Raw genomic sequence first — 13,997 nt, forward strand, 5'->3', positions numbered from 1 at the left:
CCAGGAGGTCCGGTGTCCGACACCCGCCCCGCCGTGCTCCGGCCGACCCGGCAGCGCCGGGCGATCACCGATGCCCTGGCCCAGGCAGCCGACTTCCAGAGCGCGCAGGAGATCCACGACAGCCTGCGGCGTACGGGCGACAAGGTCGGCCTCGCCACCGTCTACCGGACCCTGCAGGCCATGGCCGAGGTGGGCGACGTCGACGTACGCCACAACCCCGCCGGCGAGGCGACGTACCGCCAGTGCAGCGACTCGCACCATCACCATCTCGTGTGCCGCTCCTGCGGCCGCACGGTCGAGATCACCGGTTCCGCCGTGGAGCGGTGGGCGCGGTCCATCGCCGACGAGCACGGGTTCACCGAGGTCAGCCACACCGTCGAGCTGGTCGGACTGTGCGCCGACTGCGCCCGACAGCGCTCGGAGTAGGCCGTGCGGGGCTCGAACCCGCGACACTCGGATTAAAAGTCCGGTGCTCTACCAACTGAGCTAACGGCCCGGACCGAGCCTAGTGGGCGGTCCGGACGCCGTCGCGATCGCCCGGGGCCGCGCACGCGTGACGCGCCCGCGGAACAGCGGCGGCAGGTAGCGCAGCACCAGGGCCGACCAGACCGCATGAGTGATCAGCGGGGCCTGGAGAACCGCCGGCGCCCGGGCCCCGACGCCGCCGGGCGTGACGGCGCTGTTCAACCGGGTCCTCGCGTACGTCGACCGGCTCGGCTGAGCCCGCCCGAGCCGTTCTCCGGGCCGTCACACGTGTGTTGCAGAACCTTCACGGGCGGTCCGAAGTTCGTGGCGCTCGAGAGGTTCCGCTGTCGGCCCGGATTGGTAGGGTCGATGCCGCAGCGACTGCAGTTCTCGAAGGTGAACGCCTGCGGAGTCTGTGGCCGACGGCGCATCTGGTTGGTGGTGTTGCATCACGGTCGGAGCGACGTGTCATCGCAGCCGCTGCGGGCCGTCGAGGTGGCGGCTCTCGCCCCGATACGAGGAGTTACGAGCAACATGGCTCAGGGCACCGTCAAGTGGTTCAGCGCCGAGAAGGGCTTCGGCTTCATCGAGCAGGAGGGTGGCGGCGACGACGTCTTCGTCCACTACTCGGCGATCCAGTCCCAGGGCTACAAGTCCCTGGAGGACAACCAGAAGGTCGAGTTCGACGTGACCCAGGGCCCGAAGGGCCCGCAGGCCGAGAACGTCCGTCCTCTCTGACCCGTTCCGAGGAGACCTCGTCCTCCGTGGGACCCCGCCGGCCGGCGGGGTCCCACGGCGGTTTTCGTCCGGTCGAATTTTTCCGCAACTTTTGGGTTTGTCGGGGCCGCGGCGGGGGATCATGGTGTCGGAAGACCGCGCTGTGCTCGGCTCGAGGAGGGGAAGGATGGCCGATCAGTTCGACGTCACCCTCGAGGACGGCGAGCTCCTCACGGAGGTCGAGCTGACCACCAACCTGATCATCGCCGCCAGCGCCAGCGACGACCGGCTCTCGGTCGAGGAGATCGACCGCATTCTCGGCGTACTGCACTAGTTTTTGTCTGCGCGAGCGTGTCGCAGATCGTGCTCGCCGCCCGGGGCCTCGCAAGCTCAGCCCCGCGGGCGTCGCACGATGCGGCTTCGCCGCCGTGCGCCACGCTGCCGCGCACGCGGTCGGGTGGGAGTGGGTGAGGTTGCTCCGGCGGCCACACGCCGCGCGGACGCCGCCCCGCCGCGTCAGCAGGTCGCGAACAGCACCGGCCCGTGGCTGAGGTCGGAGAGCACGAAGGTCCCCTCGACCGGCGTCATCGCCATCGTGAGCACGCGCCCGGACGCGACCACCTTGCCGAGCGCGAACCGCTCCGGGAAGGTGCCGCCCTGGCCCGGAGCCGGCCCGGCGGCGAGCCGCGAGCGGCTGTCGGCGTCCGCGCGGGCCTGGGCCTCGCTCTCGAAGGCCATCGCCACCCGGATGTCGCCGCCCGGCTGGGCGCCGATGGCGAACCCGGTCACCGGGTGGACGCCGCCTGCCTGCTCCACCAGCTCGCTCGCCCGGGTCCGGTCGGCCGGATCGGCGTCGGTCATCGCGAGCGACGAGCACGCCTGGTCGCCGGTCGCCACGGAGGCGCTCAGCGCCGGTCCCACGGCGTCGACGACGTCGCGTACCCCACCCTCGGCGTCCCCCCGCGCCAGGTCGCCGCGCTGCTCGAGGAAGTCCGGGTCGTCGCTGCCGGCCACGATCCCGGCCTCCTCGTCGATCACGAGCGCCGCGAGCTCGGGGGTGACCGGCCCGCCCAGGCCCTCCAGCAGGTCGACCCCGCCGCGCCATACGCCGTCGGCGTCGTCGGGCTCCACGAAGCCGACCGAGCGCAACCGGTCCCGCAGCCCGGACACGTCGAAGCCGTCGGGGAGGCCCATCAGCACCAGCGCACCGTCCGCGCCCTGGGTGAACAGCTCCCAGTCGAGGGTGGCGGGGGAGAAGCCGATCTCGTCCTGGATCGTCGGCGCCGACGCATCGAGCGCCGTGGTCGACGACAGGTCGCGGTCGAAGGCGTCGCGGAGGAAGACGTCCACGTCGGCGCCGGTGGACGTCGACGACAGGTCGGCATCCAGCTCGGCGCGGACACCGGCCCAGTCGGTCCAGCTGAGCCGTGCGGCCGTGGTCGGCGCGAGCCTGAGCGCCTCGGCGAACCGCGAGCGGTCCTCCGAGCGCAGTCGCCAGCCCACGACGACAGCCACCGACACGACGAGCGCCGCGATGACGAGGAGCACGATCGGGCGGCGACGCATGCCCGTACCCTAAAGCCGGGGGCCCTAGTCTGAGTGCGTGCCCGACATCCTCGCTGCCGGCGTGGTCGTGTTCCGTCCCGGACGCGAGGTGCTTCTCGTGCACCGGCCCAAGTACGGCGACTGGTCGTTCCCGAAGGGCAAGCTCGACCGCGGTGAGCACCCGACCGCGGCAGCGGTCCGTGAGGTCGCGGAGGAGACGGGCGTCCACGTCCGGCTGGGGCCGCCGCTGCGGTCGCAGCGGTATCCGGTGGCGCGCCGGATGAAGACCGTCCACTACTGGACCGGCCGGGTCGTGGGTGACGACGACGTGTCGGAGTACCGGCCCAACGACGAGATCGACGACGTCGCCTGGGTGCCGGTCGACGAGGCGCCGGGCCGGTTGAGCTACGAGCGCGACCGGGAGACCCTCGCCGCGGCCCGCAAGGTGCGCCGCCGGACCCATGCGGTCGTCGTACTCCGCCACGCCCGGGCCCGTTCGCGGAGCGCGTGGCGCGGAGCGGACGCCGGGCGCACGCTGCTCCAGGTCGGCGAGCACGAGGCGGACCGGCTGGTGCCGCTCCTGGCGGCCTACGACGTCACCCGGATCGTCACGTCGACGAGCACCCGGTGCGTGCAGACCGTGCGGCCCTACGCCGAGACGGCGGGCTTCTCGCTGGACCTGCGCCCGCGGCTGAGCGAGGAGCACGCGACGCCGAGGGCGGTGGCCAAGGTCGTCGAGGAGCTGCTCCTCGCCGAGGGTGGGAGCGTGCTGTGCACCCACCGCCCCGTCCTCCCCCTCGTGTACGACGCCGCGGGGATCGAGCTCGGCCCCGAGGCGGGCCTGGAGCCCGCCGAGGTGCTCGTCCTGCACGTCCGCAAGAGCCGGGTGGTCGCGCTCGAGCGCCACCGTCCTCGTTGAGTCGTCACAAATGGACCCTTGAGTCGTCACTTCTGACCGGTTGAGCCGTCACTAACGCGTTGCGCCGCCAACGGGCGCTGACGACTCAACGGGTCAGAACCGACGACTCAACGGGTCAGAACCGACGACTCAACGGCCATGGTGACCGGGGCCACGGGGTGTCTCCGCCCCGACCGCCACTGTTCACCGTTCGTTCAGATCGGTCGGGGAGTTGTGTTACCGACGCTGCCTAACTTCACGATCGTCCTACTACGTATCGAGGGGCGGGAACCGAAGCCCCTCACCTCCGAGAGGCGAGTTCCTTGAATCTCAAGTCCATCCGCCGTGCCGCCGTGCCCGGTATCGCTGCTCTGGCCCTGCTGATGAGCGCCTGCGGCGCGTCCAACGAGGACGGCGGCAGTGACAACGGCGACTCCGGCAGCAGCGGCCTCAGCGGCAACCTGAAGGGCGGCGGCGCGACGTCGCAGGAGAAGGCCCAGGAGGCGTGGAAGACCGCGTTCCAGGGTCAGAACGACGGCCTCACCATCGACTACGCGCTGCTCGGCTCGACCGACGGCCGCAGCCAGTTCACCAGCGGCGCCCTGTCCTTCGCCGGCTCCGACTCGTACATCGCCGACGAGGAGCTCGAGGCCGCCAAGGAGCGCTGTGGCGGCAACGTCATCGAGGTCCCGGCGTACATCTCCTCGATCGCCGTCGCGTTCAACGTCCCGGACGTCGACACCGTCAACCTCGACGCCTCGACCATCGCGAAGATCTTCGACGGCAAGATCACCAACTGGAACGACAAGGCGATCGCCGACCAGAACCCCGACGCGACGCTGCCCGACCTGAAGATCTCGCCGGTCCACCGCGCCGACGACTCGGGCACGACCAAGAACTTCACCGACTACCTCGGCAAGGTCGCGTCCTCCGACTGGGGCTACGAGGCCGAGGACGCGTTCCCGGTCTCCGGCGGCCTCTCCGCCGAGGGCACCTCCGGTGTCGTCAAGCAGATCGGTGACGTCGACGGCGCCATCGGCTACGCCGACGCCAGCCAGACCGGCGACCTGAACGTCGTCTCCGTGAAGGTCGGCGACGAGTACGTCGCGCCGTCGCCCGAGGGGGCCGCCAAGACCGTCGCGGTCTCCCCGGTCGTCGAGGGCCGCGACGCCACCGACATCGCCGTCGACGTCGACCGCAACACCACGGAGGCCGGCGCCTACCCGGTCATCCTGCTGTCCTACCTCATCGCCTGTGAGACCTACGAGGACCAGGCCGAGGCGGACAACGTCAAGGGCTACCTGAGCTACATCGTCTCCGACGAGGGCCAGGCCGAGGCGGCCGACTTCGCCGGCTCCGCGAAGCTCGCGCCCGAGACCGCCGCCCAGGCGCAGGAGATCGTGGCGGGCATCGCAGCCCAGTGAGCTCGACGTGAGGGGGGAGGACGGGCTCCCGTCCTCACCCCTCACGGCCACCCAGCAGCACCCCCGCAGCACTCCCGAACCGCACCCGAGCAGCACCCGAGCAGCACCCGAGCATGAGGTGACAGCAGTGACAGCACCCGCCGCCGAGGCCGAGGAGGCCTCCGCGAACTGGGCAAGGGCCCGCGCCGGCGTCGGCGACCGCATCTTCGCCGGCAGCGCCCTCGCGGCCGGCCTGACCATCCTGGCCGCGCTGGCCGGCGTCTTCATCTTCCTCGCGATCAAGGGTGCGTCCGGCTTCACCAAGCCGGCGGAGGTCTACGGACCACACGCCGAGAGCTTCCTCGGCTACGTCCTCCCGCTGCTCGTCGGGACGTTCACCGCCTCGGTCATCGCGCTGATCATCGCGGTCCCGCTGTCCTTCGGCATCGCCCTGGTCATCAGCCACTACGCACCACGGTGGATCGCGGCACCGGTCGCCTACGTGATCGACCTGCTCGCCGCCGTCCCCTCCGTCGTCTACGGCCTGTGGGGCGCGTTCTTCCTCGCCAACAAGCTCGTGCCGATGCACGTGTGGCTGCACGACCACATCGGCCCGATCCCGATCATCGGCAACCTGTTCGGCGAGCCGAACCCGGCCGGTCGCTCGGTGCTGACCGCCGGCATCGTGCTCGCGATCATGATCCTGCCGATCATCACCGCCATCACCCGCGAGGTCTTCTCGCGTACGCCGCGGCTGCACGAGGAGGCCGCGCTGGCCCTCGGCGCCACGCGCTGGGAGATGGTGCGGATGACGGTCTTCCCGTACGCCCGCTCCGGCATGGTCTCGGCCGTCATGCTCGGCCTGGGCCGTGCGCTCGGCGAGACGATGGCCGTCACGATGGTGCTCTCGGTCGGCTTCGACCTCTCCTGGAACATCATCGCCACCTCCAGCCCGACCTCGATCGCGGCCAATATCGCGCTCAAGTACAAGGAGCGCAGCGCCGACCTCCTCAACGTTCTCGTCGCGACCGGTCTGGTGCTCTTCCTGATGACCTTCCTGGTCAACTTCCTCGCCCGCTGGATCGTGGGCCGCAGCGAGAGGCGGATGGCCCGATGACCACCCTCGAAGAGGTCCAGACCCGGGTCCACGTCCCGCTCGTGCAGCCGCGGCTGCCGCGGCAGGCCCCGGCCGTCGTGGGCGTGATCGCGGTCGCCTTCGGCGCCCTGCTGCTGGTGCTCGGGCTGGGCATCGTCGGCGCCGTCATCCTCGGCGCGGTCGCCTACCTGATCGCCCTGCCGGTCTGGTCGCTCGTGATCGAGGGCCGCCGCGGTGCCACCGACCGGCTGATGACCGGGCTGATCTGGACGTCGTTCGGCATCGCCGTGGTCCCGCTGGTCTCGCTGATCTGGCGGGTCGTCAGCAAGGGCGCCGGGCGGATCGACGGCACCTTCCTCAGCTACTCCTTCTTCAAGACGCAGATCGACCAGCCGGTGGGCGTCTACCACGCGATCATCGGCACCCTGCTGGTCACGCTCGGCGCGGCGATCATCTCGGTCCCGGTCGGCGTGATGGCGGCGATCTACCTGATCGAGTACGGCAAGGGCAACAAGCTGGCCAAGGCGATCACCTTCCTGGTCGACGTGATGACCGGCATCCCGTCCATCGTCGCCGGTCTGTTCGCCTTCGCGCTGTTCACGCTGATCTTCGGCCCGGCCTATGTGTCCGGGGTCGGGGGATCGGTGGCGCTCTCGCTGCTGATGATCCCCATCGTGGTGCGGGCCACCGAGGAGATGCTGATGCTGGTGCCCGACGACCTGCGCGAGGCGTCGTACGCACTGGGCACGCCGAAGTGGAAGACGATCGTGCGGATCGTGTTGCCCACCGCGCTCGGGGGCATCCTCACCGGCATCACGCTCGCGACCTCCCGGGTCATCGGCGAGACGGCCCCGCTGCTGCTCATCGCCGGCGCCACGGACCGCACCAACATGAACGTGTTCGACGGCGCGATGACGACCCTGCCGGTCCTCATCTACGGACAGAACCTGCGGGGCGACGCCCCCGCCGAGGCGATCGCCTGGGGCGCCGCCTTCATCCTCATCGTCATCGTGATGGTGCTCAACCTCGCAGCACGCATCGTCGGCAAGATCTTCGCGCCCAAGAAGGGTTGAGAACCACCATGGCCAAGAGCATCGACGTCTCCGACGTCAACATCTACTACGGCGACTTCCTCGCGGTCGAGGGCGTCAACATGACGATCCGCGCCGGCGCGGTGACCGCGTTCATCGGTCCGTCGGGCTGCGGCAAGTCCACCTTCCTGCGCTCGCTCAACCGGATGCACGAGGTGATCCCGGGGGCCCGGGTCGAGGGCAAGATCGTCGTCGACGGCCAGGACCTCTACGAGCCCGGCGTCGACCCGGTCGCCGTACGCCGCCAGGTCGGGATGGTCTTCCAGCGGCCCAACCCGTTCCCGACGATGTCGATCTACGACAACGTCCTGGCGGGTCTGCGGCTCAACGCGGGCAAGATGAAGAAGTCCGCTGCGGACGACATCGTGGAGAAGTCGCTGCGCGGGGCCAACCTGTGGAACGAGGTCAAGGAGCGGCTCAACAAGCCGGGCATGGGCCTCTCCGGCGGCCAGCAGCAGCGGCTGTGCATCGCCCGGGCGATCGCGGTCGAGCCGCAGATCCTGCTCATGGACGAGCCGTGCTCCGCGCTCGACCCGATCTCGACCTCGGCCATCGAGGACCTGATCCACGAGCTCAAGGACGAGTTCACGATCGTGATCGTCACCCACAACATGCAGCAGGCGGCGCGGGTCTCGGACGACACCGGCTTCTTCAACCTCAAGGCGACCGGTGAGCCGGGGCACCTGGTCGAGTTCAACCCGACCAAGAAGATGTTCGCGAACCCGGACGACCCCTCGACGGAGGCTTACATCTCCGGCCGCTTCGGCTGAGCCGGACCGCCGCAGAACGATGGGCACACGGGACGGACGCCGCGACGTCCGTCGCCAGTCCGTGCGCGCCTACCTCCACCGCTGGGTCGAGTCGTCGGGAGCTCAGCTCCTCGTCGTCGATCCGACCGACGACGGGGGCGCGCTCGCGGAGGCGATGGCGGGCCGTGGCGTGCATGTGACCTGGGTCGGGTCGACCCTCGACGGCCTCGTGGAGTTCGGGCGCACCAATCCCCACGCGGTGGTGGTGACGCCCGAGGCGCCGGGCATCCCGGCGACGGAGTTCGTCGACGTGATCCGGCAGCACGGGGCGCCGTACGTGATCGCCGGGACCTGTCTCCCGGCGGGCAGCGGCCCGGACGGGGTGGGGGCGCTCATGCTCGCCGGTGCCTCCGCGGTCGCCGTGCGGCCGTACGCACCCCAGCACCTGTGGGAGCTGCTCGCGCATGCGCCGCGCTCGCTCGCCGAGCACGCCCGGCTCGAGGTCGGTCCGCTGGTGCTCGACGCGACGGCGTACAGCGTGCGGGTGCACGGTGAGCGGATCGCCGACCTGCCGCTCAAGGAGTTCGAGCTGCTGCGGGCCCTCATGCTCGCCTCGCCCGGCGTGGTCACCGACGACGAGCTGCGGGACGCGCTGTGGGGCACCGACGGCAAGCGGCCGGGCGGCAACACGATCGCCATGCACGTCACCCGGCTGCGGACGCGGTTGGGAGCCGTCGCCGACGTACGCCGGATCCGGGGGCGGGGCTACTCGCTCACGGTGGGCTGAGCGCCTGGGCAGGTGGCCGGCAGCGTGGCGCCCGCGCGCAGCGCATCGGAGGCAAGCACGGGCCCGGAGGGTCCGTGCGCAGCCTTCGATGGGCGACACGCTCGGCCCAATGTCACAGCAGGATGAGGCGGAGGATCTCGTAGCAGCCCCACGCGGCGCCCGCCGCCGCCGGGAACGTCGAGACCCACGCCATCAAGATGGTGCGGGCCATGCCCCAGCGGACCGCGGAGAGCCGCTTCGTCGCACCGGCACCCATCACCGCCGAGGTGATCGTGTGGGTGGTCGAGATCGGGGCGTGGAAGACGAACGCGGTCGTGTAGAGCACGCCCGCGCCGACCGACTCGGCCGCGAAGCCGCGGGGCGGGTCGAGGTGGATGATCTTGCGGCCGAGGGTGCGCATGATCCGCCAGCCACCGGCGTACGTGCCCGCGGAGATGGCGCCCGCGGCGGCGAGCACGACCCAGATGGGCAGGTGGTCGATGCTGTAGTCACCGGGGTAGGCGATCACCAGCGTCAGCAGGATGACGCCCATCGTCTTCTGGGCGTCCTGCAGGCCGTGGCCGAGTGCCAGGGCGGCGGCGGAGATGGTCTGCATGCCGCGGAAGCCGCGGTTGACCCGATGGGGGTTGCTGCGGCGGAAGATCCACAAGATGGCGGTCATCACCGCGAAGGCGGCGCAGAAGCCGAACAGCGGCGAGATGACCATCGGGATGAGCACCTTCTGCACGATGGTGTCCCACTTGACGCTGACCCCGCCGGCGATCGCCGCGCCGACCAGACCGCCGATGAGGGCGTGCGAGGAGGACGACGGCAGGCCGAAGTACCAGGTGATCATGTTCCAGATGATCGCGCCGAGCAGGCCGGCCATCACGATGACCAGGCCGTGGTGGACCCCGACGAGCAGGGTGCCGCTCTTGTCCTCGATCGTGATGACGTCGGCGACCGTCTTGGCGACCTCCTGCCCGAGCAGTGCCCCGATGAAGTTCATCAGCGCGGCCAGGGTGAGCGCGATCCGTGGCGTGAGCGCGCGGGTCGAGACCGAGGTCGCGATCGCGTTCGCGGCGTCGTGGAAGCCGTTGGTGTAGTCGAACGCGAGGGCGATGACGACCACGGCGATGACGATCGCCAGGGTGAGGGTCATGGGAGGACCGGTCAGCCTTCCTTGACGGCGATCTGCTCGACGATGTTCGCGACCTTCTCGAACGCGTCGATGGCGCCCTCGAGGGACTCGACGATGTCCTTGAGCTTGAGTACCTCGATGGTCGCGTACTCACCGGAGAACAGCTTGGCGAGCGTACGCCGGTGGTTGCGGTCGCCGGCGTTCTCGAGGCGGTTGATCTCGATCCAGTAGTCGTCGAGCGACTGCATGGACTGCAGACGGGGCATCGCGGCCGCGGTCAGCTCGGCGCAGCGCTGGAGCACCTCGACCTGCTCGGAGAGCTCCGCAGGGAACGCCACCTGCACCTCGTAGAGCAGGATCAGGTCGACCGCCTCGTCCATCATGTCCATGACGTCGTCGAGACCGGAGCCGAGGTCGTAGATGTCCTCGCGGTCGAAGGGCGTCACGAAGGTGCTGTTGACCTTCTTGACGATCGCGTGGGTCGTCTCGTCGGCGGCGTGCTCGGCGGCCCGCATCCGTTCGGCGACGTTCGCTTTGTCCGAGGACTCGGACAGCATCTCCGCGAGGAGCTCGGCGCCGCCCACGAGGTGCTGGGCCGACTGGGTGAAAAGGTCGTAGAAGGAGGTATCGACCGGACGCAGACGTAGACCCACATGGACTCCCGTTGAGGCGGAGGCGAACGCGCTCATGCTAGGGGACCACGACGGCGTGAACGCAATCCCAATGGGCGGAGCACGTCTCCGGCGCTACGGGAGGCAGCACGCCGCTGGAGGGCGTCTCCCGCGGTGCCGCCGGCCGCGCGACGCGTTGTCGCAGGTCAGGGGCGGTTCAAGTGGTCGTACGACGCTTCCGCTGCTGCTCGATCAGGGTCTCCTGCAGGTGGACGGTGCCGGCGTTGCGCTGCCACTCGCCGTCGGCGCCGAGCTCCCAGGCCTGGGTCGTCGGCGCGAAGGCGAGGTCCAGGAGACGCCGTACCTCGTCGCGGCTGGCCGTGGGCAGGCGCACCAGGACCTCGACCCGGCGGTCGAGGTTGCGGTGCATGAGGTCGGCCGAGCCGATCCAGGTGACCGGCTCGCCGCCGCCCTCGAAGGAGAAGACCCGGCTGTGCTCGAGGAAGCGGCCCAGCACGGAGCGGACCCGGACGTTCTCGCTCAGACCGGGTACGCCGGGGCGCAGCGCGCAGATGCCGCGGACGAGCAGCTCGACGGGCACCCCCTCGCACGAGGCGAGGTAGAGGGCGTCGACCGTCTCCTCGTCGACGACCGAGTTGGCCTTGAACCGGATCCCGGCGGGCCGGCCGGCCCGGTGGTGCTCGATCTCGGCGTGGATCTGCTCGATCAGGCCGGCCCGGACCGAGTCGGGGGCGACCAGGAGCTGTTCGTAGGTCGCCTTGCGGGACCAGCCGGACAGGTTGTTGAACAGGTGGGCGACGTCCTCGCCGATGGTGTCGTCGGTCGTGAGCAGGCCGAGGTCCTCGTACATCCGCGAGGTCTTGGGGTTGTAGTTGCCGGTGCCGATATGGGTGTAGCGGCGGATGCCGCCCGCCTGCTCGCCTTCGTCGCGGACCACCATCGCCAACTTGCAGTGGGTCTTCAGGCCGACCAGGCCGTACACGACGTGGCAGCCCGCCTGCTCGAGCTTGCGGGCCCAGCGGATGTTGGCCCGCTCGTCGAAGCGGGCCTTGATCTCCACCAGCACCAGCACCTGCTTGCCTGCCTCGGCCGCGTCGATCAGGGCATCGATGATGGGCGAGTCGCCGGAGGTGCGATAGAGGGTCTGCTTGATCGCCAGCACGTGGGGGTCCGCCGCCGCCTGCTCGATGAAGCGCTGCACGGAGGTGGCGAACGAGTCGTAGGGGTGGTGCAGCAGCACGTCACGCCGGCGCAGCGCCTTGAACACGTCGACCGGCGCGGCCGACTCGAAGTCGGCGAGGCGGGTGTGGGTGCTCGGCACGAAGGACGGGTACTTCAGGTCCTCGCGAGGCAGGTCGGCGATGGAGTGCAGGCCGCGCAGGTCGAGCGGACCGGGCAGCCGGAACACCTCGTTCTCGCTGATGTCGAGCTCGGAGACGAGCAGCTCGAGCACCGACGGCGCGATCGACTCCTCGACCTCCAGTCGCACGGGCGGGCCGAACTTGCGGCGCAGCAGCTCCTTCTCCAGAGCGGCGAGGAGATTCTCGGCGTCGTCCTCCTCGACCTCGAGGTCCTCGTTGCGGGTCACCCGGAAGGTGTGTGCCTCCAACACCTCCATCCCGGGGAAGAGACGCCGCAGGTGAGCGCCGATCACGTCCTCCAGCGGCACGAAGCGGGCGTTGCCGAGCGCCACGAAGCGGTCGAAGTTCGAGGGCACCTTGACGCGGGCGAACAGCTCCTTGCCCGTCTTCGGGTTGCGCACCACGACCGCGAGGTTGAGCGAGAGCCCGGAGATATAGGGGAAGGGATGTGCCGGGTCGACCGCCAGCGGGGTCAGGACCGGGAAGATCCGGTCTTTGAAGAGCCGCTTGCACTCCTTCTGCTCGTCGCGGTCCAGGTCCGCCCAGCGGACCAGGTCGATGCCCTGGCCGCTGAGTGCCGGGATCACCTCGTCGTGGAACACCCGGGCATGGCGCTGGCTCAGCTCGGCCGAGCGGCGCCAGATCGCCTCGAGCACCTCCAGCGGCATCAGACCGCTGGCCGCGCGCACGGCGAGGCCGGTCGCGATCCGGCGCTTGAGACCGGCCACCCGGACCATGAAGAACTCGTCGAGGTTGCTGGTGAAGATCGCCAGGAACCGGGCCCGTTCCAGCAGCGGCAGCTCGGTGTCCTCGGCCAGCTCGAGCACGCGCTCGTTGAACCGGAGCCAGGACAGCTCCCGGTCGACGAACCTGTTGTCGACCGCCTCGATCGCCTCGACCAGCGCGGGATCGGGGACGTAGGTGCGCGCCCGTGCCCCGTCCTCCCGCTCGTCGGGGACGGCCGTCAGGGTGCCGGTGTCGGCATCCGGCAGGAGGGACGTCGGCTGCTGCTCGGTCGACATGCTCGCGAGTGTGGCACTTCCGGGTGAACGGGAGATGACGCCTGCGGGGACGGCCGTACCCGAAGTATGTTGAATCCCGTGAGCATGCGAACCGCGATCGAGTCCCGTGCGCTGACGACGGTGATGGGACTGCCGAGTAGGGTGCAGCGGCTGCTGAGCGGCGGCCCCCTCGTCCTGGACGGCCAGACGCTCGCGGCGGACCTGCGGCTGATGCTGACGCTGCAGCGCCTGGCCCGCAAGGGCGACCTCGCCGGTGAGGGTGTCGTGCAGGGCCGGGCGGCGTTGCGCGAGAACGCAACGCTGGCCGGTGGGCAGCCGGCGATCGGCAGCATCCGCGATCTCGCCGTTGCGGATCTGCCCGCGCGGCTCTACGAGCCGTCGAGGCCCGTCGGCCGCGGACTGCTGCTGTTCTTCCACGGCGGCGGCTTCCTCTACGGCGATCTGACCTCCCACGACGCGCCGTGCCGGGTGCTCGCCGAGAGCTCCGGGGTGCGGGTGCTGGCGGTGGAGTACCGCGTCGGCCCCGAGGCAGCCTTCCCGGCGGCCTTCGAGGACGCCGAGGCGGCCTTGCGCTGGGTGCACGAGCACGCGGCCGAGCTCGGAGTCGACCAGGACCGGATCGGCGTCGCCGGTGACTCCGCCGGGGGCAATCTCGCCGCCTACACGGCGATCACCGCCGCCCGGACCGGCCTCCCGCTGGCGTTCCAGCTGCTCGTCTACCCGTGCACCGACGCCGACCGCGCGACCGAGAGCCTGCGCCTGTTCGGCGAGGGCCTCTACCTCACGGCGGAGGCGATCGCCTCGTTCAACGACATCTACCTGCCCCGTCCCGAGGACCAGCGCGACGAGCGGATGAACCTGCTCGACATCGACCTGCCCGACGGGCTCGCGCCGGCGTACGTCGTCACCGCCGGCTTCGACCCGCTCCGTGACGAGGGCGAGGCCTACGCCCGCCGGATGGCCGACGCGGGCGCCGAGGTGGAGCTGCGCCGGTATCCCGACCAGATCCACGGATTCCTCAACATCGTGGGCGTCGGCCGGAGCAGCCGCGCCGCCGTCCGCGAGATCGCCGCCCGGCTGCGCGCCGCGCTGGCGTAGGGGCGCCGGCCGG

Annotated in this window: 14 protein-coding genes and 1 tRNA gene; 10 read left to right on the forward strand and 5 right to left on the reverse strand. The window is 70.3% G+C overall.

The window, feature by feature from the left end; genetic code table 11:
* Positions 1-12 precede the first annotated feature (12 nt).
* Positions 13-426: a Fur family transcriptional regulator gene (locus RB608_RS06785; RefSeq protein ID WP_308087053.1), complete on the forward strand. Its 414-nt coding sequence runs from the start codon at positions 13-15 to the stop codon at positions 424-426.
* On the opposite strand, the gene RB608_RS06790 is transcribed toward RB608_RS06785, so the two are convergent.
* Positions 424-496 (reverse strand) — tRNA-Lys (locus tag RB608_RS06790). The two genes, RB608_RS06785 and RB608_RS06790, sit on opposite strands and share 3 nt — an antisense overlap.
* 503 nt (positions 497-999) lie before the next feature.
* Between RB608_RS06790 and RB608_RS06795 the strand changes: the two genes are divergently transcribed.
* The gene (locus RB608_RS06795; RefSeq protein ID WP_141006089.1) at positions 1,000-1,203 is read left to right on the forward strand and encodes a cold-shock protein; all 204 of its coding nucleotides are present in this window, start codon (positions 1,000-1,002) and stop codon (positions 1,201-1,203) included.
* 166 nt (positions 1,204-1,369) lie between these two features.
* Positions 1,370-1,516, forward strand: coding sequence for a hypothetical protein (locus RB608_RS06800; RefSeq protein WP_282402914.1), 147 nt, complete (start codon positions 1,370-1,372; stop codon positions 1,514-1,516).
* A gap of 182 nt (positions 1,517-1,698) precedes the next feature.
* On the opposite strand, the gene RB608_RS06805 is transcribed toward RB608_RS06800, so the two are convergent.
* The gene (locus RB608_RS06805; RefSeq protein WP_308087054.1) at positions 1,699-2,748 is read right to left on the reverse strand and encodes a hypothetical protein; all 1,050 of its coding nucleotides are present in this window, start codon (positions 2,746-2,748) and stop codon (positions 1,699-1,701) included.
* A gap of 37 nt (positions 2,749-2,785) precedes the next feature.
* On the opposite strand from RB608_RS06805, the gene RB608_RS06810 reads away from it, so the two are divergent.
* The 6 genes from RB608_RS06810 to RB608_RS06835 all read left to right on the forward strand — a co-directional run bounded on the left by RB608_RS06810 (position 2,786) and on the right by RB608_RS06835 (position 8,751).
* Positions 2,786-3,646, forward strand: a complete 861-nt coding sequence (locus tag RB608_RS06810; RefSeq protein ID WP_308087055.1) for an NUDIX hydrolase — start codon at positions 2,786-2,788, stop codon at positions 3,644-3,646.
* A 302-nt stretch (positions 3,647-3,948) separates the two neighbouring features.
* Entirely contained in the window at positions 3,949-5,049 is a 1,101-nt protein-coding gene (locus tag RB608_RS06815) for a phosphate ABC transporter substrate-binding protein PstS (RefSeq protein WP_308087056.1), read from the forward strand.
* 127 nt (positions 5,050-5,176) lie between these two features.
* The gene (pstC, locus tag RB608_RS06820) at positions 5,177-6,145 is read left to right on the forward strand and encodes a phosphate ABC transporter permease subunit PstC (RefSeq protein ID WP_308087057.1); all 969 of its coding nucleotides are present in this window, start codon (positions 5,177-5,179) and stop codon (positions 6,143-6,145) included.
* Positions 6,142-7,197 (forward strand): phosphate ABC transporter permease PstA, encoded by a 1,056-nt coding sequence (pstA, locus tag RB608_RS06825; protein ID WP_308087058.1) that lies wholly within the window; start codon positions 6,142-6,144, stop codon positions 7,195-7,197. The genes pstC and pstA overlap by 4 nt, the downstream gene beginning before the upstream one ends.
* An 8-nt stretch (positions 7,198-7,205) precedes the next feature.
* A complete protein-coding gene (gene pstB / locus RB608_RS06830) occupies positions 7,206-7,985 on the forward strand; it encodes a phosphate ABC transporter ATP-binding protein PstB (protein ID WP_308087059.1) in 780 nt (259 codons plus the stop codon).
* Positions 7,986-8,004: 19 nt separating this feature from the next.
* Positions 8,005-8,751 (forward strand): winged helix-turn-helix domain-containing protein, encoded by a 747-nt coding sequence (locus RB608_RS06835; protein WP_308087060.1) that lies wholly within the window; start codon positions 8,005-8,007, stop codon positions 8,749-8,751.
* Positions 8,752-8,863: 112 nt separating this feature from the next.
* On the opposite strand, the gene RB608_RS06840 is transcribed toward RB608_RS06835, so the two are convergent.
* From RB608_RS06840 to RB608_RS06850, 3 genes are all read right to left on the reverse strand, one after another.
* Positions 8,864-9,892: an inorganic phosphate transporter gene (locus tag RB608_RS06840; protein WP_308087061.1), complete on the reverse strand. Its 1,029-nt coding sequence runs from the start codon at positions 9,890-9,892 to the stop codon at positions 8,864-8,866.
* 11 nt (positions 9,893-9,903) lie between these two features.
* A complete protein-coding gene (locus RB608_RS06845; protein ID WP_257430197.1) occupies positions 9,904-10,524 on the reverse strand; it encodes a DUF47 family protein in 621 nt (206 codons plus the stop codon).
* Positions 10,525-10,699: 175 nt separating this feature from the next.
* Positions 10,700-12,886: an RNA degradosome polyphosphate kinase gene (locus RB608_RS06850; RefSeq protein ID WP_308087062.1), complete on the reverse strand. Its 2,187-nt coding sequence runs from the start codon at positions 12,884-12,886 to the stop codon at positions 10,700-10,702.
* Between the two features lie 84 nt (positions 12,887-12,970).
* Between RB608_RS06850 and RB608_RS06855 the strand changes: the two genes are divergently transcribed.
* Positions 12,971-13,984, forward strand: coding sequence for an alpha/beta hydrolase (locus RB608_RS06855; protein WP_308087154.1), 1,014 nt, complete (start codon positions 12,971-12,973; stop codon positions 13,982-13,984).
* Positions 13,985-13,997 lie beyond the last annotated feature (13 nt).

The organism is Nocardioides sp. LHD-245 (genome assembly GCF_030929495.1).
Classification (GTDB): Bacteria; Actinomycetota; Actinomycetes; order Propionibacteriales; family Nocardioidaceae; genus Nocardioides.